General features: G+C 60.9%; 21 protein-coding genes. 12 read left to right on the top strand and 9 right to left on the bottom strand.

The genetic code is table 11. The features are described from left to right. Positions 1-4 precede the first annotated feature (4 nt). Positions 5-1,342 (top strand): NADP-specific glutamate dehydrogenase, encoded by a 1,338-nt coding sequence (gdhA, locus tag J4E58_RS15815; protein ID WP_087091938.1) that lies wholly within the window; start codon positions 5-7, stop codon positions 1,340-1,342. Here the strand turns inward: gdhA and J4E58_RS15810 are convergent. From J4E58_RS15810 to J4E58_RS15795, 4 genes are all read right to left on the bottom strand, one after another. After that, positions 1,339-1,833 (bottom strand): GreA/GreB family elongation factor, encoded by a 495-nt coding sequence (locus J4E58_RS15810; RefSeq protein ID WP_007924763.1) that lies wholly within the window; start codon positions 1,831-1,833, stop codon positions 1,339-1,341. The two genes, gdhA and J4E58_RS15810, sit on opposite strands and share 4 nt — an antisense overlap. Positions 1,834-1,905: 72 nt before the next feature. After that, positions 1,906-2,262 (bottom strand): hypothetical protein, encoded by a 357-nt coding sequence (locus J4E58_RS15805; protein ID WP_087091939.1) that lies wholly within the window; start codon positions 2,260-2,262, stop codon positions 1,906-1,908. A 94-nt stretch (positions 2,263-2,356) separates the two neighbouring features. After that, positions 2,357-4,210: a DUF4105 domain-containing protein gene (locus J4E58_RS15800; RefSeq protein ID WP_087091940.1), complete on the bottom strand. Its 1,854-nt coding sequence runs from the start codon at positions 4,208-4,210 to the stop codon at positions 2,357-2,359. Between the two features lie 94 nt (positions 4,211-4,304). After that, positions 4,305-4,793, bottom strand: a complete 489-nt coding sequence (locus tag J4E58_RS15795) for a DUF3015 domain-containing protein (RefSeq protein ID WP_007924760.1) — start codon at positions 4,791-4,793, stop codon at positions 4,305-4,307. A gap of 273 nt (positions 4,794-5,066) precedes the next feature. Between J4E58_RS15795 and J4E58_RS15790 the strand changes: the two genes are divergently transcribed. Both J4E58_RS15790 and J4E58_RS15785 read left to right on the top strand, forming a co-directional pair. Next, on the top strand, positions 5,067-7,505 hold the full coding sequence (locus J4E58_RS15790; protein WP_009045716.1) for a Lon protease family protein: 2,439 nt from the start codon (positions 5,067-5,069) through the stop codon (positions 7,503-7,505). 210 nt (positions 7,506-7,715) lie between these two features. Next, the gene (locus J4E58_RS15785) at positions 7,716-8,027 is read left to right on the top strand and encodes a hypothetical protein (protein WP_007924756.1); all 312 of its coding nucleotides are present in this window, start codon (positions 7,716-7,718) and stop codon (positions 8,025-8,027) included. 32 nt (positions 8,028-8,059) lie between these two features. Here J4E58_RS15785 and J4E58_RS15780 read toward each other — a convergent pair whose 3' ends face one another. Then, positions 8,060-9,892 (bottom strand): hypothetical protein, encoded by a 1,833-nt coding sequence (locus tag J4E58_RS15780; protein ID WP_087091941.1) that lies wholly within the window; start codon positions 9,890-9,892, stop codon positions 8,060-8,062. Positions 9,893-10,051: 159 nt separating this feature from the next. Here J4E58_RS15780 and J4E58_RS15775 point away from each other — a divergent pair, with 159 nt between their 5' ends. The 3 genes from J4E58_RS15775 (at position 10,052) to J4E58_RS15765 (ending at position 11,727) form a co-directional block, all read left to right on the top strand. After that, the gene (locus tag J4E58_RS15775) at positions 10,052-10,540 is read left to right on the top strand and encodes a TIGR00645 family protein (protein WP_007924753.1); all 489 of its coding nucleotides are present in this window, start codon (positions 10,052-10,054) and stop codon (positions 10,538-10,540) included. Positions 10,541-10,675: 135 nt separating this feature from the next. After that, a complete protein-coding gene (locus J4E58_RS15770; RefSeq protein WP_009045713.1) occupies positions 10,676-10,978 on the top strand; it encodes a DUF6482 family protein in 303 nt (100 codons plus the stop codon). Between the two features lie 131 nt (positions 10,979-11,109). Next, positions 11,110-11,727: an FKBP-type peptidyl-prolyl cis-trans isomerase gene (locus tag J4E58_RS15765; protein WP_007924751.1), complete on the top strand. Its 618-nt coding sequence runs from the start codon at positions 11,110-11,112 to the stop codon at positions 11,725-11,727. Positions 11,728-11,825: 98 nt separating this feature from the next. Here the strand turns inward: J4E58_RS15765 and J4E58_RS15760 are convergent, their stop codons facing one another. The 3 genes from J4E58_RS15760 to J4E58_RS15750 form a co-directional block, all read right to left on the bottom strand. Then, a complete protein-coding gene (locus J4E58_RS15760) occupies positions 11,826-12,098 on the bottom strand; it encodes a hypothetical protein (RefSeq protein WP_062824541.1) in 273 nt (90 codons plus the stop codon). A 207-nt stretch (positions 12,099-12,305) separates the two neighbouring features. After that, the gene (locus J4E58_RS15755; protein WP_007924748.1) at positions 12,306-12,647 is read right to left on the bottom strand and encodes a zinc ribbon domain-containing protein YjdM; all 342 of its coding nucleotides are present in this window, start codon (positions 12,645-12,647) and stop codon (positions 12,306-12,308) included. Positions 12,648-12,807: 160 nt separating this feature from the next. Beyond that, positions 12,808-13,776, bottom strand: coding sequence for a polyprenyl synthetase family protein (locus tag J4E58_RS15750; protein ID WP_087091942.1), 969 nt, complete (start codon positions 13,774-13,776; stop codon positions 12,808-12,810). A 241-nt stretch (positions 13,777-14,017) separates the two neighbouring features. On the opposite strand from J4E58_RS15750, the gene rplU reads away from it, so the two are divergent. The 5 genes from rplU (at position 14,018) to J4E58_RS15725 (ending at position 17,756) form a co-directional block, all read left to right on the top strand. Beyond that, a complete protein-coding gene (gene rplU / locus J4E58_RS15745) occupies positions 14,018-14,329 on the top strand; it encodes a 50S ribosomal protein L21 (protein ID WP_007924746.1) in 312 nt (103 codons plus the stop codon). A 35-nt stretch (positions 14,330-14,364) separates the two neighbouring features. Beyond that, complete coding sequence (rpmA, locus tag J4E58_RS15740; protein ID WP_003228360.1) at positions 14,365-14,622, top strand: 50S ribosomal protein L27; 258 nt, start codon at positions 14,365-14,367, stop codon at positions 14,620-14,622. Between the two features lie 195 nt (positions 14,623-14,817). Beyond that, complete coding sequence (gene cgtA / locus J4E58_RS15735; protein WP_087091943.1) at positions 14,818-16,041, top strand: Obg family GTPase CgtA; 1,224 nt, start codon at positions 14,818-14,820, stop codon at positions 16,039-16,041. Between the two features lie 121 nt (positions 16,042-16,162). Next, positions 16,163-17,281, top strand: coding sequence for a glutamate 5-kinase (gene proB / locus J4E58_RS15730; protein ID WP_085534615.1), 1,119 nt, complete (start codon positions 16,163-16,165; stop codon positions 17,279-17,281). 10 nt (positions 17,282-17,291) lie between these two features. Further along, positions 17,292-17,756: a CreA family protein gene (locus tag J4E58_RS15725; RefSeq protein ID WP_007924741.1), complete on the top strand. Its 465-nt coding sequence runs from the start codon at positions 17,292-17,294 to the stop codon at positions 17,754-17,756. A 152-nt stretch (positions 17,757-17,908) separates the two neighbouring features. Here J4E58_RS15725 and rpsT read toward each other — a convergent pair whose 3' ends face one another. Then, a complete protein-coding gene (gene rpsT, locus J4E58_RS15720) occupies positions 17,909-18,187 on the bottom strand; it encodes a 30S ribosomal protein S20 (protein WP_007924739.1) in 279 nt (92 codons plus the stop codon). Positions 18,188-18,440: 253 nt separating this feature from the next. On the opposite strand from rpsT, the gene murJ reads away from it, so the two are divergent. Beyond that, positions 18,441-19,979 (top strand): murein biosynthesis integral membrane protein MurJ, encoded by a 1,539-nt coding sequence (murJ, locus tag J4E58_RS15715; protein ID WP_087091944.1) that lies wholly within the window; start codon positions 18,441-18,443, stop codon positions 19,977-19,979. Positions 19,980-20,032: the final 53 nt, after the last annotated feature.

Genomic DNA, 20,032 nt, shown 5'->3' with positions numbered 1-20,032 from the left:
TCCCATGATCGAATCCGTCGAAGACTTCCTCGCCCGCCTGAAAAAGCGCGACCCTGACCAGCCTGAATTCCACCAGGCAGTGGAAGAGGTGCTGCGCAGCCTGTGGCCGTTCCTGGAGGCCAATCCGCATTACCTGACCTCGGGCATTCTCGAGCGCATCTGTGAGCCGGAGCGGGCGGTGGTGTTTCGTGTGTCGTGGGTCGACGATCAGGGCAAGGTCCAGGTCAATCGCGGGTTCCGCATCCAGATGAACAGTGCTATCGGCCCGTACAAGGGCGGTTTGCGCTTCCACCCTTCGGTCAATCTGGGGGTGCTGAAATTCCTCGCCTTCGAGCAGACCTTCAAGAACTCCCTGACTTCGCTGCCCATGGGCGGCGGCAAAGGCGGCTCGGACTTCGATCCGAAGGGCAAGAGCGACGCCGAGGTAATGCGCTTCTGCCAGGCCTTCATGAGCGAGCTGTATCGCCATATCGGTTCGGACGTGGACGTGCCGGCGGGGGATATCGGTGTGGGCGCCCGGGAAATCGGCTTCCTGTTCGGCCAGTACAAGCGCCTGAGCAATCAGTTCACTTCGGTGCTGACCGGCAAGGGCATGAGTTACGGCGGCAGTCTGATCCGTCCGGAGGCTACCGGCTTTGGCTGCGTGTACTTCGCCGAAGAAATGCTCAAGCGCCGTGACGAGCGGGTGGAGGGCAAGCGCGTGGCGATTTCCGGCTCCGGCAACGTGGCGCAATACGCCGCGCGCAAGGTCATGGACCTGGGAGGCAAGGTGATCTCCCTGTCGGACTCCGAAGGCACGCTGTACTGCGAGGCCGGGCTGACCGAGGAGCAATGGCAGGCGGTGCTGGAGCTGAAGAACGTCAAGCGCGGGCGCATCAGTGAGCTGGCGACGCGGTTCAACCTCGAGTTCCTTGCCGGACAGCACCCCTGGGCGCTGCCGTGCGACATCGCGCTGCCGTGCGCCACCCAGAACGAACTGGACGCCGAGTCGGCACGCACGCTGCTGCGCAACGGCTGCATGTGCGTGGCTGAAGGGGCGAACATGCCGACCACCCTGGAGGCTGTGGATATCTTTATCGAGGCCGGCATTCTGTTCGCCCCGGGCAAGGCGTCCAACGCCGGTGGCGTGGCGGTCAGCGGGCTGGAGATGTCGCAGAACGCCATGCGCCTGCTGTGGAGCGCCGGCGAGGTGGACAGCAAGCTGCACAGCATCATGCAGTCGATCCACCACGCCTGCGTGCATTACGGCGAAGAAAACGGCCGGATCAACTACGTCAAAGGGGCGAACATCGCCGGCTTCGTCAAGGTCGCCGATGCCATGCTGGCCCAGGGCGTGGTTTAAGCCGGGTCGATGCGGATCACCTCGATCAACTGATCACCCGCCGGCCGCTGCCACAGCACTTCATCGCCAAGCTGGGTGCCCAGCAGCGCCCGGCCCAACGGCGAGCCCCAATTGATCAGGCCCTTGGCGACATCGGCCTGATCCTCTCCCACCAGTTGCACACACTGCTCGGTGCCGTGCTCGTCGGCGAAGATGACTCGGCTGCCGATCTGCACTTTCGACCGCGATGTCGCCTGGGGAACCACCTGGGCGCTTTGCAGGCGCTGGTTGAAGTAGCGCAGGTCGCGTTCGATATCGGCCAGTTGCTGTGGGTCCGCCTGGTCGCCCAGCGCCGATTGTTCGTTGTGCCGGGTTTGCAGGAACGCGACCTTGGCCTGCAGTTCGCTCAGGCCCTGCGGGGTGACGTAGTTGGGCTGCGCGCTGATCTGCCGTTCCACGGGTTGGTCGGCCTGGGCGGCAGTCAGTTCCTCATTGACGAAGGCTCGGCTCATGGGCGTTTTCCCGTAATGGAGGTGTGGGCCATGGTCGCAGCCTTTTGGTTTCTGGCCATGCCTGAAAGCGACTTACTGTGAGCGATAGGCTCGCGCGGCGTCGCGGTCTTTTTCTTCTTGCCAGGCGCGTTCGCGTTCGTCCCAGTGACGTTCCCGATAATCGTTGCGGTCCTGGTTTTCCAGCATGGCCTGGCACTGGCGAAAGCCGTCGCTCCAGCCTTCGGCGTATTGCGGGTCCTTGAGGTAGCGCGGCACGTTCTTGCGAAATTCGCCGTTGATCGCCCCGGCGGCCTGGCGACCGCTGGCGCAGCCATCATCGAAGCCGTCGGCGAAGGCCGGCGGATAACCCTGCTTGAGCAACTGCTCGTGGGTCGTCTCGCAACCGGTTATCAACGCCAGCAACGCTGCCACTACCGCATACCGCCACATCTCTGACTCCCACGCCGTTCAACGGCTGATAGAGAAAGTCTAGAAGGGGATTCGTCAGTGGTCTGTGAAAGCGCGGCAAGAATGCTACCGGGCGTCAGTAGTGGTACCACTTCAGTTCCAGCATCACCTCGTTTTCCGCCGTGGCCAGGTGGCTGAACTCGCGCTGGGCGCTCAGGCGCAGGCCCAGGTTGCGCGACAGCTCCCATTGCTGGTTGAGGCTCAGGCTGCGGCGCACCTCGCCATTGGTGAAGTAATCGCCCTTGGCTTCGACGCTGAAGTTGCCCAACGGGTTTTTCCACAGCAGGCCGGTGTTGAAGCCGGCCGCCGGGGTGATGAAACCGGCGAAATCGGCGTTGTGCTCGACGCGCACGGTGCCCAGGGCGAAGCCGAGCATGTTCTCGCTGAGCTGCCAGGTGCCGCCACCGCCACCGTTGACATGGCTGACCAGGGTTTCATCGTCGTGTTTGCCCGGCACCCGCTCCAGGCCGCCGGTGACCTGCCAGGACCAGGGTTGCAGCAGTTCGTTACGCGGCGTCAGCGAACGAATGGTCGCCAGGTCCAGTTGCTGTAGCTGCCAATTGTTGCCTTCGTACTGGCGCAGCTTCATCTGCAGGATTTCGATCTGTGCGCCCAGGGGGAAACCTTCGGCGTTGTCATTGAGGTCGTGATAGGCCATGCGCAGCCCGTATTCGCCAAAGGCCTGGTCGCCGCGGGTGCCCACGCCGACCTGCCAGGTGCGCGATTCATGGCCGTCTTCCGGCAGGCCAGGGCGTTCGATGGACAGTTCGGGCGGCGGGTTGCGGTTGATCGCCCGCAACAGTTCGAAACTGCGCTGCGCCCGTTGCGGATCGCGCTCTTGACCGTTGGCCCGGTAGCGCTCAAGGCGATAGGCCGCATCGATGATCAACGCCTGGCGGTCTCGTGGCAGGGCCTTGAAGGCCGGCTCCTGCAACTGTTGCTGGTCGGCGCTGACCTTCAGCACCCATTGCTGTTCGTCGCTGCTCAGCGGCTTGGCGCGCTCGAGCAGCTCACGTTCGCGGGACGGACGATATTCGATCTTCTCCACTAGGCCGGCTTCCTTCACCGCCTTGACGGTGTCGGTAGGAATCGCCGTCAGCGGGAATTGCCCGGTCAGGCGCAGGCTCGGACGGGCGACCTGCAGCAGCTCGAGCAAGCGGTAGGAGCAGTTCTCGTCGAAGAAGAAGTAGTCGAACTTGATCTGCTTCAGTTCCCAGACGTGCTCGACCATGCGTTCGGTTTCGGCCTGGGTCAGGTTCAGCCGGTATTCCCACAGGTCGCGGTTTTCCAGGCTGCGGTACTCCGAGAGCTTTTCCTGGTAGGGCACCAGGGCGAACAGGCCGGGATAGCCGCCCATCAGGCCTTTCCAGGCATAGAGAATGCTGTTGTCCGAGCCTTCGATATAGGCGCCGAAGTTGATCGCGTAGCTGAGCAGGGCGGTGTGGTTGCTTTGGACGTCGGCCTGGTCGATGCGCAGCAGGGTATGGCCGAACATCGACGACGGGCTGTTCAGGTAGGCCGCCGGGAAAATCATCACCGTGCTGTGGGGCGAGACGTCCTTGAACCACTGGTTGAACTCATTGCAGTCCACCGCCGGCAGATCGCTCAGGCGCAGTTGGGCCTTGAGCCAGCGGGTGCGGGCGGGGTACACGCATTGAGCATGCTGGTTGGCGCTGCCGGCGGGGGCGTAGAGCGCGTCAAGGGTGGCCTTGAGTTCGGCGTCGGGGTGTTCGGCACCGTCTTTGGCGAGGAAAAACTTCGGGTCGCTGACATAACTGCGCCAGCCACCGAGCTTGGCGGTTTCGTAGTGGCCAAGGGAAATCCAGAACGGATCACTGGCCAGTTGCTGCAAACGTGAGTGGTCGATTTGTGGCGCGGCGGACAGCGGGGCGCAGACACAGAGCGCCAGGGAGGCAAGGCGTTTGAGCATGGTGGGCAACTTGAGTCGGAAAAAACAAAGACCCGGGAGGGGTCATGTCCGAAAAACAAAAGCCCGCTCCCCGAGAAGAGCGGGCGGGTCGAGATTAAGCCGGGGTGGCGTACTTGGCCAGGCGTGCATCACTTTTCAGCACGGCCAGGGTGTTGGTGTGCACATCTTCCGCGGTCACATCGGCTTTGCTGAAGATCTGCTGGAAGTGCTCGTGGGTGACGGCGGCGAAGTGCGCGCGGTCTTCAGGAGCGACGCCCAGGACCACGGCGTAGGTGGTCAGCGCTTCGCCTTCACCTTTGGCCATGTCTTCGGAGAGCTCGTTCATCATGCCATTCATGGCAAACCAGGATTTGCCGCCGTAAGTCAGCGCACTGTTGGTCGAGCAGCCGTTGGTGCCGGAAGTCATACCGAAGGTCGCGTTACCGGAGGTGCCGTTAGTGGTGGAGGCCAGGAAGTGAGCCGGAGTGCCGCGCTGTCCTTCGAACAGCAGGTTGCCCCACCCACAATCCGGACCGCCTGGCGCTTGGGCCATTGCATTGATGGAAACAGCGGTGAAGAGAGTACCGAGAAGAATCCGTTTCATAGCTTTGTTCTCTTTGTGTGCAAACCAATGGACAAGGGTTCTGGCCCATGTCGGCGCCAGTGGGCCGGTTATTAGTCCAGCCGCGCAGCTTGGAGTTTAGGCAGATTCCAAGGGTTCCGTGTTTTTTTGCATGACATTCCTTGAAATAGACGGTTTTTATGCTGTCTGCGTGGGGCCGGGGATCTGTCCGCGCTTTCGCTGCGTCGCGCCTTGCCAGCCGCTGTACCCGGCGCCAGAATGCCCCATCTGCCCCGCCTGATGTAAGGAAGCCCGATGCCTGATCCTGTTGCTGCCAGCTTGCGTCTAGCGCCCGAAGCGCTGACCCGTCCGTTTTCCGCTGAACAGTTCAGCTTCTCGACCACCAATGATTTGGAGCCCTTTCGCGGTGTGCTTGGCCAGGAACGTGCGGTCGAAGCCTTGCAGTTCGGTGTGGCCATGCCACGCCCCGGTTACAACGTCTTTGTCATGGGCGAGCCCGGCACTGGCCGCTTCTCTTTCGTCAAACGCTACCTGAAGGCTGAAGGCAAACGTCTGCAGACCCCGTCCGACTGGGTCTACGTCAACAACTTCGATGAGCCACGCGAGCCACGCGCGCTGGAGCTGCCTTCGGGGGCCGCGGGTGCGTTCATCAGTGACATCAACGGCCTGATCGACAACCTGCTGGCGACCTTTCCGGCGGTCTTCGAGCATCCGTCCTATCAACAGAAGAAAAGCGCCATCGACCGCGCGTTCAACCAGCGTTACGACCGTGCCCTCGACGTTATCGAGCGCCTGGCGCTGGAGAAGGACGTCGCGCTGTACCGCGACAGCAGCAATATCGCCTTCACCCCGATGCTCGACGGCAAGGCGCTGGACGAGGCCGAGTTCGCGCAATTGCCCGAAGCCGATCGCGAGCGTTTCCATGAGGACATTTCCGCCCTGGAAGAGCGCCTCAACGAAGAACTGGCGAGCCTGCCGCAGTGGAAGCGCGAGTCGAGCAACCAGCTGCGTCACCTCAACGAAGAAACCATTACCCTGGCCTTGCAGCCGCTGCTGGCGCCGCTGTCCGAGAAGTACGCGGAAAACGCCGGTGTGTGTGGCTACCTGCAAGCCATGCAGGTGTACCTGCTCAAGACCGTGGTCGAGCAACTGGTGGACGACAGCAAGACCGACGCCGTGGCCCGCAAGCTGCTGGAAGAACAGTACGGCCCGAGCCTGGTGGTCGGCCACCCGGCCAATGGCGGCGCGCCGGTGGTGTTCGAGCCGCACCCGACCTACGACAACCTGTTTGGCCGCATCGAATACAGCACCGATCAGGGCGCGCTCTACACCACTTACCGGCAGTTGCGTCCGGGTGCCCTGCATCGGGCCAACGGCGGTTTCCTGATTCTCGAAGCCGAGAAGATGCTCAGCGAACCCTTTGTCTGGGATGCCCTCAAGCGGGCCCTGCAATCGCGCAAGCTGAAGATGGAGTCGCCGCTGGGCGAACTGGGGCGCCTGGCCACCGTGACCCTGACCCCGCAACACATCCCGTTGCAGGTCAAGGTCGTGATCATCGGTGCCCGCCAGCTGTACTACACGCTGCAGGACCTGGATCCGGACTTCCAGGAAATGTTTCGCGTGCTGGTGGACTTCGACGAAGACATCCCGATGGTGGACGAGAGCCTCGAACAGTTCGCCCAGCTGCTGAAGACCCGCACTTCCGAAGAAGGAATGGCACCGCTGACCGCGGACGCGGTGGCGCGCCTGGCAACCTACAGCGCCCGGCTGGCGGAGCACCAGGGGCGCTTGTCGGCGCGTATTGGCGATCTGTTCCAGCTGGTCAGCGAGGCGGACTTCATCCGTCACCTGGCCTCGGACGAGATGACCGATGCCGGGCACATCGAACGGGCACTCAAAGCCAAGGCCACCCGTACCGGGCGGGTTTCGGCGCGGATTCTCGACGACATGCTGGCGGGGATCATCCTGATCGACACCGATGGCGCTGCGGTAGGCAAGTGCAACGGGCTGACGGTGCTGGAAGTGGGCGACTCGGCCTTTGGCGTGCCGGCGCGGATTTCCGCCACGGTCTACCCGGGGGGCAGCGGTATCGTCGACATCGAGCGCGAGGTCAATCTCGGCCAGCCGATTCACTCCAAGGGCGTGATGATTCTCACCGGCTACCTGGGCAGTCGTTACGCCCAGGAATTCCCCCTGGCGATCTCGGCGAGCATCGCGCTGGAGCAATCCTACGGTTACGTCGATGGCGACAGTGCATCGCTGGGCGAGGCGTGCACGCTGATCTCGGCCTTGTCGAAAACCCCGCTCAAGCAATGCTTTGCCATTACCGGATCGATCAACCAGTTCGGCGAAGTGCAGGCGGTTGGCGGGGTCAACGAGAAGATCGAAGGCTTCTTCCGCCTCTGCGAAGCTCGGGGCCTGACGGGCGAGCAAGGTGCGATCATTCCTCACGCCAACGTCGCGACCCTGATGCTCGATGAGAAGGTGCTGGCGGCGGTCCGCGCCGGGCAATTCCACGTGTATGCCGTGCGCCAGGCTGACGAGGCCCTGAGCCTGCTGGTCGGCGAGCCCGCGGGCGAGCCGGATGCGGATGGCCAGTTCCCGGAAGGCAGCGTCAACGCGCGGGTGGTGGAGCGCCTGCGGGTCATCGCTGAAATGGTCAGCGAGGAGGACCTCAAGGAAGCGGAAAAAGAGCAGGCGCAAGAGGCATTGGCGCAAACCAAGCCGGCATGAGCCTTGCCGCGACGAGGGCTTGGCCTTCGTCGCGGCGCCGGTCCGCTGGCGTCAACTTTCGCGAATAGACCATTCGGCGCCTGTTCAGCCGGTCAACTTTGCTTCTCAGGCTTTTCTTCCTATTCTCAGGCAAGGAGAACGACAGTCGTCACTGGATCGAAACAGTCTTCACATGAGGGCTGAATACCGGATCTACCGAGGGTCGCCGCCATGTCGCGCAACCTCTGCCTTACCCGCCAGTGTCTTGGCCTGGTCACCCGTATCGAATGCAGTATCCGCCCGCTGGCGGGAGATAACGGAATGTGGACCCTACTGTTCGCGGCCGGAATGGCTGGCGAGCAACCTTCGGCCATCAAGGCCCAGGGACCTTTCTGCGGTCCCAGCGTGGCCGAATCCATCCTTGATTCCATCGTCGAAAGCCTGACCACCCATGGTTATGAGCTGGCCGACGATCCGCAGATCTGGTGCCTGCACCTTCAGGCGCAACTACGGCAGATCAATGGCGAACGCTGCCGCCATTGACGCAATCTCCCGTTAATCCCTACCGCTGAGTCCTACTCGGCGGGTAGTGGGTTCTCCAGCTTGTCGAGCTTGACCTCAAAGCCATATTCGACGGTGTTGAGTTCGCTGCGCTGGTAGGTTTCCAGCTCGGTGGGCTGCCCATAGAAGTAATGCACGTCGAACAAGGCCGGGCCGCTTGCCGGCGCCTCATGGCTGACCGCAAGAATCTCCTTCAGGTACTGGCCGTTGCCGTCCTTGGCGTAGAAACGCCAGGCCTCGGACGGGAACAGGCGCTGGTCGACGATCAGCGCATTGCCCCGCAGTTCCAGGCCTTTGGGTAGCTGGCTGACGGGTAGGGCTTTCTTCTCGATGCTGGCCAGGAACAGCGGGATCGCACCGACGGCGTAAGCCGGGGTTTCCGGGAACAGGGTCAGGTCGTAAGTGATCGAGCTGCGCATCGGATCGACCTCGACTGCCTCCGATGGCAGTTCGATGGGCTCGCCGCGTTTGCCGTTTTCGTTCTGGGTGAAGAAGGTCACGGGGCTGTCGCCGGTGGAGAAGGACGTGCCCAGCAACTCGTCATTGAAGGTTCTCGGGTGGTCGAACTCGATCCGCGCCGCGCTGGCGTCCTCGGTGGATTGATGAACGACCACGCTTTTCTTCAAGGTTTCTTGGTCGAGGTTGGCGCCCTTGAGGTAGTTCGGTGCCTGGTCGTCATACACCACTACCGGCATGGGCAGGGGCTGGATCTTGCTGTCGGTGGTCAGAGGGTCGAAGCGTCGCACCGGCAGATTGAGGTCTTTGCGGGTGATGGTGGCTGCGGAGAAGTCCAACACATTGACTTCGAGCTTGTCGATCAGACCGTTGAAATACACCTTGGTGTAATGGCTGCGCTGTTCGCGCTCGAAGGCTTTGCGCTCATTTTCAAGCTGCTGCTCGAACGCTTGGCTCCAGGCCTTCTGCTTCTGCATTTCGCTGAGCTGTTTGGTGTAGAAGGCGATCTGTTGGCTGTTTTCGTTGATCGACCCGGAGCGCGAAAGGATCTGCCCGGTAGTGTCCCGTGCCTGCACCAGCAATGGGTTGAGCGGCGTCTCGCTGAGTTCGGGCGACAATGGGGCGCTGTTGGTCAACTCGATTTCGGCGCTGTTCTTGTCCAGGGACAGCAGTTTCACGCTGACATTCTTGTCGCTGCGTTGCTTGCCGATATCGGCCTTGCCCAGTTCGAAGGTGAGGACCTGGTGTGGCGCGATCACTTCGGCCTTGCCTTGCAGCGTCACGGGTTGGGGCTGGTTCTTGTTTTCGACTTCCAGGCCTTCGATGAACGGGTAGGTCACCGTCAGGTCATCCGGGTTGGTCAGGTTGGAACTGGACGGGCTCAACTGGATGCCGGGATCGGTTTCCGACCATTCGGGTTGGAAGGCGATGACCTTGCCGTTGCTCAGGGTCACGGATTGCCATTCCAGGCCGTGGGGGAAGGGGAATTGCGCCGGCATGTTGAAGCTGAAGGGAAACACCGGCTGCAGGTCGGTCAGGTAGTCGGAATTGGAGGTCTTGCGTAGTACGAACAGACCGTTGAGGTAGGTGTCGACCAGCGCCTGCGGGCTGGGGTAGTGCTTGAGCAGGGCCAGGGCGTCATCGCCGTATTCGGTCTCTATGGGTTTGTTCTGGAGCCGCAGTTGCGCGCGTTCGAGCAGTAACAGCGAACCGCCCAGGTCGGCGATGGCGTCCTTGAGCTTGGGGTCCTGGATAGCGTCCAGGGATTGTTCGAACTGTGCGGTTTTCTGTTCCAGGCTGACTTGCTGCTTCTCGTCGCTGGGCGAGCAGCCGCTGCTGAGCAGTACCGCGATACACAGGCCGGTACCCGCCAAAGGCAATCGCAAATCCATTCTCCAGGCTTCCTGTCCGATGTCATTGAGCTGTTCACGTGATTCCGACACTAGCAGAAAACGCTTTGGCAGACGCGCAGGTAATGGATTTGGTTGCGGTTTATGGGCTTTTGGGCGGCTGATATACTCGCCGCCGTTTTCAGACCTGTGTGAGATTCAATGGAACGTTTTATCGAGAATGCAATGTACGCCTCGCGCTGGCTGCTGGCGCCGATCTACTTTGGTCTGTCGTTGGGGCTGCTGGCCCTGGCCCTGAAGTTCTTCCAGGAAGTCTTCCACGTCATTCCCAATGTGTTCAGCATGGCCGAGTCCGATCTGATCCTGGTGCTGCTGTCGTTGATCGACATGGCGCTGGTGGGTGGCCTGTTGGTGATGGTGATGATCTCCGGCTACGAGAACTTCGTGTCCCAGCTGGACATCGACGAGGACAAGGAAAAGCTCAACTGGCTGGGCAAGATGGACTCCTCCTCGCTGAAGATGAAGGTGGCCGCGTCCATCGTGGCGATCTCCTCGATCCATCTGCTGCGGGTATTCATGGATGCGAAGAACATCGAGCCGCAGTACCTGATGTGGTACGTGATCATCCACATGACCTTTGTGATTTCGGCCTTCGCCATGGGCTACCTGGACAAGCTGACCAAGCACTGATCGCCTGATCACCGCTGTAGCCGCGCCGCCCGGCCGTTGTGAAACGGACGGGCGGTGTCGTTTGTGGCTTGTGCTTTTACCGGTCGGGGCATATCCCTGTAAGGGTCACGGGCTTGAACTGCGCGAGGTGCACTCATGAACCTGCACGAGTTGAATGCTTATGCCGTCGCCGGAAAAATCGACGAGCTGAACCTGATCTCCCTCGAAGGCGGCATCTATCTGCTCGAGGCGCGGATGCATGGGGCGGCCTATCCGTTGAGCGACGCCCATGGTCAGATGTTGCATCTGCGTTCGGTGGAGCATGCCCGGGAAGTGTTGCACGCCTTTCCCAAGCTGCCCTTCAACCTGATCCATGCCTCAGTGCATGACGAGATGTGTGGCCTCTCGGCCGGTACCGATGACAGCCTGAGGGTGCCCCTCGCCGTCCGCTCGGCCTGACAGGCGGGACGCACGTTCATCATCGCCATGGCATCTGTGCTAGTCTGCTCGCCCTTTTGGTTCCGGGCGTCCCGGGATGCGCTGTGTACGCACGGCGGATTTCCGAGCCGTCCGCACAGCGGAGCAGTGTCATGTCCGAAGTAAATCTGTCCACCGACGAAACCCGCGTCAGCTACGGTATCGGCCGTCAGCTGGGCGACCAGCTGCGTGACAACCCGCCACCGGGCGTGAGCCTGGACGCCATCCTGGCTGGCCTGACCGACGCGTTCGCCGGCAAGCCTAGCCGTGTAGGCCAGGAAGAAATGTCCGCCAGCTTCAAGGTGATCCGCGAAATCATGCAGGCCGAAGCCGCTGCCAAGGCTGAAGCCGCTGCTGGTGCGGGCCTGGCTTTCCTGGCTGAAAACGCCAAGCGTGAAGGCATCACCACTCTGGCCTCCGGCCTGCAGTTCGAAGTGCTGACCCAGGGCGAAGGCGCCAAGCCATCCCGTGAAGACAGCGTGCGTACCCACTACCACGGCACCCTGATCGACGGCACCGTGTTTGACAGTTCCTACGAGCGCGGCCAGCCTGCGGAATTCCCGGTCGGCGGCGTGATCGCTGGCTGGACCGAGGCGCTGCAACTGATGAATGCCGGTAGCAAATGGCGTCTGTACGTGCCGAGCGAGCTGGCTTACGGCGCGCAAGGCGTTGGCAGCATCCCGCCGCACAGCGTTCTGGTATTTGACGTCGAGCTACTCGACGTTCTGTAAGCCTCAGCTGCCGGGTTGAGCTTGCTCGCGATCCATACGCCGTGTTTGCGGTGTAGGGATCGCGAGAAGGCTTGCCTTGGCAGAGGGGTCAGGTGGGGTCATAGACGTATTTTTGCGCTCAGGCCTTGCCCTTCAGGTGTTCCAGCAGGGCGCAAGGCCCGTGCATAGCAGAACAGAAACAGGTTGCGCACCAGTTCCTTGAGTACCACCGGCTCGCTGGAACTCAGGCCGTTGAGGTCCAGGTCGCCCTGATCCTGTAGCTCGTTCAAGGCTTCTTCTTCCAGTACCGCACAGACTTCCCCGGTTTCCCGATGCAGGATTCTCAGGTAAGGGTGTGGGCGGTCCAGCCATGCGTCGATCAAATAAGTCATGAGTCTCATCTCCTTGATGGGTTTCAATGAGAATAATTCTTATTCAATGAATAGCAAGTACCTATTGGCGGTTTCTGCTTTTTTCTGTGTGGAAATTGTTGTGGGTCAAAAGGGCTGGCCTTTTGATATGTAGCGGGAAATGAGGGGAGTCTGGCGGGAGCGGGGAGGGCTTCACCCCGTGCCTGGCACGGGGCGATAGCCGGAATATCAGACCTTGCGGACGAACTCGGACTTGAGCTTCATCGGGCCGATACCGTCGATCTTGCAGTCGATGTCGTGGTCGCCATCGCACAGGCGGATGTTCTTGACCTTGGTGCCGACCTTGACCACTAGCGAGGTGCCCTTGACCTTGAGGTCCTTGATCACGGTGATGGTGTCGCCGTCTTGCAGGACGTTACCGACCGAGTCCTTTTTCACGGTTTCATCGGATGCGGCCTCGGCTTCGCCGTTGGCGGACCATTCGTGGGCGCACTCCGGGCAGACCAGTTGGGCGCCGTCTTCATAGGTGTATTCGGAATTGCATTTCGGGCAGGGTGGCAACGTGCTCACTAAGACTCCTCGGATTCAGGAAGGCTAAAAAAGCGCACATTATATAGGGTTTTGCCCGGGGAAGGGGTATCGCGGGGTATCGCGGGGGATCGAGGGGGAAAGCATCACGAACAAGCCCGCTCCTGCGCAGGGCAGGAGCGGGCTTGTGTGCAGTCGGATCTTAGTGGGTGCGGGCTACGGCGAATTCGCTCAGTTCCACCAGCGCGTCGCGGTATTCGCTCGGCGGCAGGGCTTCCAGGCAGGCAATGGCGCGAGCGACATAGTCGCGGGCCAGTTGCGCGGTGTAGTCCAGGGAGCCTGAGGCCTCCACGGCAGCGCGGATGCTTTCCAGGTCTTCGATACCGCCTTTCTGGATCGCCTGGCGCACCAGGGCAGCCTGTTCCTGCGTGCCTTCACGCATGGTGTAGATCAGCGGCAGGGTCGGCTTGCCTTCGGCCAGGTCGTCGCCGACGTTCTTGCCCAGGGTTTCCGCATCGCCACGGTAGTCGAGCAGGTCGTCCACCAGTTGGAAGGCCACACCCAGGTGATCGCCGAAGGTGCGCAGGGCTTCGCTCTGCTCTTCGGTGGCGCCGGCCAGGGCGGCGGCGCTGTGGGTCGAGGCCTCGAAGAGCATCGCGGTCTTGCCGCGGATGACTTCCATGTAGGTTTCTTCGGTGGTGCTGGCATCACGGACTTTCGACAGCTGCAGCACTTCGCCTTCGGCGATGATGCGGGTGGCCTGCGAAAGGATCTTCATCACCGGCATCGAGCCCAGCTCGACCATCATCTCGAAGGAGCGCGAGTACAGGAAGTCGCCCACCAGCACGCTCGGGGCGTTGCCCCACATGGCGTTGGCGGTCGAGCGGCCGCGGCGCATGCCGGACATGTCGACCACGTCGTCATGCAGCAGGGTGGCGGTGTGCAGGAATTCGATGGTGGCGGCCAGCAGGCGCAGGTCGTCGCCTTCGCGACCCAGGGCCTTGCCACACAGCAGCACCAATAAAGGACGCAGGCGTTTACCCCCGGCCGAGGTAATGTAGTCGCCGATTTTCGATACCAGCGGCACTCGGGAGGTCAGCTGCTTCTTGATGATGCCGTCGACGGCGCTAAAATCGTCCGCCACCGCGCGGTAGAAAGCTTGGGGTTGCATCAGCGACAGGTGCTCCAGAAGGGTTGCGCGGCATGCTAGGACCCACGTCCGGGGCTGTCAAGGCGCGATGGACGGCCCCTTGCATCGCCAAGACAGCTTGCGTACAATCGCGCACCCTGAACTTCCTGGGCAGCACCTGCCTTACGCAATTGCACTTGGGCCGTTCCAGCCCCATGCAGCCATGCCAGCCAATACCTCTTCTTATAAAGAGCTGGGTGAGCAGGATTATCGGAGAAATACCATGTACGCAGTAATCGTTACCGGCGGTAAGCAATACAAGGTCGCTGAAGGTGAATACCTGAAGATCGAAAAACTGGAAATCGCCACTGGCGAATCCGTGACTTTTGACCGCGTTCTGTTGGTTGCCAATGGCGACGACGTGAACATCGGCGCACCTGTTGTTGCTGGCGCAACCGTCAAGGCTGAAGTGATCTCCCAAGGTCGTCACGATAAAGTCCGCATCATCAAGTTCCGTCGCCGTAAGCACCACATGAAGCGTATGGGCCACCGCCAGTGGTTCACCGAGATCAAAATCACCGGTATTCAGGCTTAATTTCAGCCTAATTCCTCACTAGGAGAATTGAACTCATGGCACACAAAAAAGCTGGTGGTAGTACCCGTAACGGTCGCGACTCAGAAGCCAAACGCCTTGGCGTGAAGATGTATGGCGGCCAGGTCATCAAGGCCGGCAACATCATCGTGCGTCAGCGCGGCACCCAATTCCACGCTGGCTACGGCGTTGGCATGGGTAAGGATCACACCCTCTTCGCGAAAATCGAAGGCGTGATCAAGTTTGAAGTAAAAGGCGCCTTCGGTCGTCGTTACGTGAGCGTCGTCGCGGCTTAATTGCGCGATCGCTGGAAAAGCCCTGTCTCGCGACGGGGCTTTTTCGTTTGTGGGGTGAGTCTCTTGCAAAACTGTTTGTATGGGCTGCCAGCGCTGGATGTTACGGCCGTTGATCGGGGTCGCTGCGCTCATTTTTGCAAGAGTCTTATGTCTTAGTGTTTTTCGGCTCGCCCATGCGGCGAGAGGCGTTTTGTTATGAAGTTTGTTGATGAAGTTTCGATCCGAGTAAAAGCTGGCGACGGCGGCAATGGCTGCATGAGTTTCCGTCGGGAAAAGTTCATCGAAAACGGTGGTCCGAACGGTGGTGATGGTGGCGATGGCGGCTCGATCTATATGATCGCCGACGAAAACCTCAATACCCTGGTGGACTACCGCTACACCCGTCATTTCGATGCCGAGCGCGGCTCCAATGGCGGCAGTACCGATTGCACCGGCAAGAAGGGTGAGGATCTCGAGCTGCGCGTACCGGTCGGCACCACGGTGATCGACGCCGGGACCCAGGAAGTGATCGGTGACCTGACCAAGGCTGGTCAGCGTTTGCTGGTGGTGCAGGGCGGCTGGCACGGTCTGGGTAACACCCGTTTCAAGTCCAGTACCAACCGCGCGCCGCGCCAGACCACGCCGGGCAAGCCGGGGGAGCAGCGTGACCTCAAGCTGGAGCTGAAAGTGCTGGCGGACGTTGGTCTGCTGGGCTTGCCGAATGCCGGCAAGAGTACCTTCATTCGCTCGGTGTCCGCGGCCAAGCCGAAAGTGGCTGACTATCCGTTCACGACCCTGGTGCCGAACCTGGGCGTGGTCAGTGTCGACCGCTGGAAGAGCTTCGTGATCGCCGATATTCCGGGTCTGATCGAAGGCGCTTCGGATGGTGCGGGCCTGGGTATCCGTTTCCTCAAGCACCTGGCGCGTACTCGTCTGCTGTTGCACCTCGTGGACATGGCGCCGCTGGATGAAAGCAGTCCGGCCGATGCGGCGGAAGTGATCGTCAATGAGCTGACCAAGTTCAGCCCGTCCCTGGCTGAGCGCGATCGCTGGCTGGTGCTGAACAAATGCGACCAGATCCTCGAGGAAGAGCATGAGGCGCGGGTCAAGGAGATCGTCGATCGCCTGGAGTGGACCGGTCCGGTGTACGTGATCTCGGCTATTTCCAAAGACGGTACCGAGCGCCTGAGTCGCGACATCATGCGGTATCTGGAGGATCGTGCCGATCGTCTGGCGGCCGACCCGGCCTACGCCGACGAATTGGCCGAGCTCGATCAGTGTATCGAGGACGAGGCGCGTGCCCAGTTGCAGGCTCTGGACGACCAGCGTGCCCTGCGCCGCAGCGGCGTGAAGAGCGTGCACGACATCGGCGACGATGATTGGGATGAGGAGGATGTGGATGACGAAGATGGTCCGGAAATCATTTACGTCCGCGACTGATTCGTTGCAGTAAACTACAAGCGCCGCTCACTGAGCGGCGTTTTAGTATCCGGGAAACGTAGCCACGAATAACTTTATGGGCGCGCTCGGTCGCGTGGCTCTCAAGCTAAGGTTGAAGAAGATGCGGAGTAAGGTGACAGGTGCGCAGCGCTGGGTCGTGAAGATCGGCAGTGCGCTGCTGACGGCGGACGGCAAAGGGCTGGATCGCGCGGCAATGGGTGTCTGGGTCGAGCAGATGGTGGCCTTGCATGAGGCTGGCGTCGAGCTGGTATTGGTTTCCTCCGGCGCGGTCGCGGCCGGCATGAGCCGCCTGGGCTGGACCGCACGACCGAGTGCGATGCATGAGCTGCAGGCGGCCGCGGCCATTGGCCAGATGGGCCTGGTGCAGGCCTGGGAGTCGAGCTTTGCCGAGCACGGCTTGCACACCGCGCAGATTCTGCTGACCCATGACGACCTGTCCGACCGCAAGCGTTACCTCAATGCCCGCAGCACCTTGCGTGCGCTGGTCGAGCTCAAGGTGATTCCGGTCATCAATGAAAACGACACCGTGGTTACCGATGAGATCCGTTTCGGTGACAACGACACCCTGGCGGCCTTGGTGGCCAACCTGGTCGAGGCCGATCTGCTGGTGATCCTCACGGATCGCGACGGCATGTTCGACGCGGACCCCCGTAATAATCCTAATGCCCAGCTGATTTACGAGGCGCGTGCCGACGATCCGGCGCTGGACGCAGTGGCGGGCGGCACGGGTGGCGCGCTGGGGCGTGGCGGTATGCAGACCAAGCTGCGTGCGGCGCGTCTGGCGGCCCGTTCCGGGGCGCACACCATCATTGTCGGTGGGCGTCTGGAGCGTGTGCTGGATCGTCTCAAGGCGGGTGAGCGCCTGGGTACCTTGCTGTCGCCTGAGCGCGGCATGTTGGCGGCGCGCAAGCAATGGCTGGCTGGGCACCTGCAAACCCGTGGCACCCTGGTGTTGGACGATGGTGCGGTCTCGGCCTTGTCCCAGGGCAACAAAAGCTTGCTGCCGGTGGGGGTCAAGCTGGTTCAGGGCAGCTTCCGTCGTGGCGAGATGGTGGTATGCGTGGCGCCGGACGGGCGTGAAATCGCCCGCGGCCTGGCCAACTACAGCGCCCTGGAGGCGCAAAAAATCATCGGTCAGTCCTCTGATGCGATTGTCGGTTTGTTGGGGTACATGGCTGAGCCTGAGCTGGTTCACCGTGACAACCTGATTCTGGTCTAAGGAAAAACCAATGCGTGTAGCAAAAGGGTTGTTGGGGTTGCTGTTGGCGATGCCGCTGCTGGCCTGCGCTGAAGAAATCGGCCAGGTGTCGACGGTGTTCAAATTTGTCGGGCCTAATGACCGCATTGTGGTCGAGGCCTTCGACGATCCGAAGGTGGAGGGCGTGACCTGCTACCTGTCGCGCGCCAAGACCGGTGGGGTGAAGGGTGGGTTGGGTCTGGCGGAGGATCGCGCCGAAGCCTCCATTGCCTGTCGTCAGGTCGGCCCGATCAGCTTCAAGGGTGAGCTCAAGGATGGCGAAGAGGTATTCAAGGAGCGCACTTCGCTGGTGTTCAAGACCATGCAGGTGGTGCGTTTCCTCGACAAGAAGCGCAATACCCTGGTGTACCTGGTCTATAGCGATCGGTTGATCGAGGGCAGTCCGCAGAATGCGGTGACGGCGATTCCGATCCTGCCTTGGGCGCAAACCCCGTAACGGCCTTCGGGGCTGGCTTCTGCAGTGGTTGTGCTCTGTAGGGGCTGCCGGTCGATGTTCGATTGCTGGCGATAGTGGTTTGGTGGTCAAGGCAGCAAATCGCAGGCAATAAAAAACCGACCCTGAGGTCGGTTTTTTAACAAGCGTGTCGCTTAGGCTGCAGCAGCAAGGTTCAGAGCCTTGATGTGGCCATTCAGACGACCTTTATGGCGAGCAGCTTTGTTCTTGTGGATGATGCCTTTATCGGCCATGCGGTCGATAACTGGCACGGCCAGAACATAAGCAGCTTGCGCTTTTTCAGCGTCTTTTGCGTCGATGGCTTTAACTACATTCTTGATGTAGGTACGAACCATGGAACGCAGGCTGGCGTTGTGGCTGCGACGCTTCTCAGCCTGTTTTGCACGTTTTTTGGCGGAAGGTGAGTTGGCCACCGTCGAGCTCCTCGAAAGACTTTTTGGGAAATAGCAAACAAAATAGGCCGCGAATCATGCCGATGAGTTGAAGGCTTGTCAAGGGCAGGTGATGCGTTCCGCTGAGTGGTTGGATCTGAAGAGGCGGGATATTTATTTCCGGCGCTTGACCTGTAAACTCGCGAGCTTTGGCTCTGTGCTGTTGCGGCGCGGAGTATCGCACAAGTGGGCGCATTGTTCGCCTGCTGTTTATCTACAGGCAAAAAACCTTTCCATGAACCTGCTCAAGTCGTTGGCCGCTGTCAGCTCTATCACCATGCTTTCCCGGGTTCTGGGGTTCGTGCGCGATACCATCATTGCGCGTACATTCGGCGCCGGAATGGCGACGGACGCCTTTTTCATCGCCTTCAAGCTGCCCAACCTGCTGCGTCGCATCTTTGCCGAGGGGGCTTTTTCCCAGGCCTTTGTGCCGATCCTGGCGGAATACAAAAGCCAGCAGGGTGAGGAGGCGACCCGGACCTTTATTGCCTATGTGTCCGGCCTGCTGACCCTGGTACTGGCGCTGGTGACGGCGCTGGGGATCATCGCCGCGCCCTGGGTGATCTGGGCGACGGCGCCAGGTTTTGTCGACACCCCGGAAAAATTCACGCTGACCACCGATCTGTTGCGCGTGACCTTTCCTTATATATTGCTGATCTCGTTGTCCTCCCTGGCGGGGGCGATCCTCAATACCTGGAACCGCTTTTCGGTCCCGGCGTTCGTGCCGACGTTGCTGAACGTCGCCATGATCGTGTTCTCGGTATTCCTGACGCCTTATTTCGATCCGCCGGTCATGGCCCTGGGCTGGGCGGTTCTGGCGGGTGGCCTGGCGCAGTTGCTGTATCAGCTGCCGCACCTGAAAAAGATCGGCATGCTCGTGCTACCGCGCCTGAATCTGCGCGACACCGGGGTCTGGCGGGTGCTGAAGCAGATGCTGCCGGCCATTCTCGGGGTCTCGGTGAGCCAGATCTCGCTGATCATCAACACCATCTTCGCCTCGTTCCTGGTGGCTGGCTCGGTGTCCTGGATGTATTACGCCGATCGCCTGATGGAGCTGCCTTCAGGGGTTCTGGGAGTGGCGCTGGGCACGATCCTGCTGCCGACGCTGGCCAAGACTTACGCCAACAAGGATCGGCATGAATATTCGCGGATTCTCGATTGGGGCCTGCGCCTGTGCTTCATGCTGGTGCTGCCTTGCGCTCTGGCCCTGGGGATTCTGGCGGAGCCATTGACGGTGTCGCTGTTCCAGTACGGCCAGTTCAGCGCCTTCGACGCCTCGATGACCCAGCGTGCGCTGGTCGCGTATTCGGTCGGTTTGCTCGCGATCATTGTGATCAAGGTGCTGGCACCGGGTTTCTATGCCCAGCAAAACATCCGTACCCCGGTGAAAATCGCGATTTTCACGCTGATCGTCACGCAACTGCTGAACCTAGCGTTCATCGGCCCGCTGAAACATGCGGGCCTGGCGCTGGCGATCAGCGCCGGGGCCTGTATCAACGCGGGTTTGCTGTTCTATCAGCTGCGCAAGCAGCAGATGTTCCTGCCGCAACCTGGCTGGGGCAAGTTTGCCCTCAAGCTGATCGTCGCGGTGAGTGTGATGTCGGCGGTGTTGCTGGGGCTGATGCAGTTCATGCCGGCCTGGGATCAGGGGAATATGCTTGCACGCTTCCTGCGTCTGGGTGTGCTGGTGGTGGCGGGCGTGGTGGCCTATTTCGGCATGCTGGCGTTGTTCGGCTTCCGTCTGCGCGACTTCAATCGTAAGGCGTTGCACTGAGGTCCAGAGGCACTTGGACGCCGGCGAGGCAGTGGTTTTGTCGGTTCGATCAC

This window comes from Pseudomonas sp. FW305-25, from assembly GCF_017351415.1.
GTDB lineage: Bacteria > Pseudomonadota > Gammaproteobacteria > Pseudomonadales > Pseudomonadaceae > Aquipseudomonas > Aquipseudomonas chlororaphis.
Note: the sequence above shows the minus strand (reverse complement) of the source record. Positions and strands in the feature narration are given on the sequence as shown.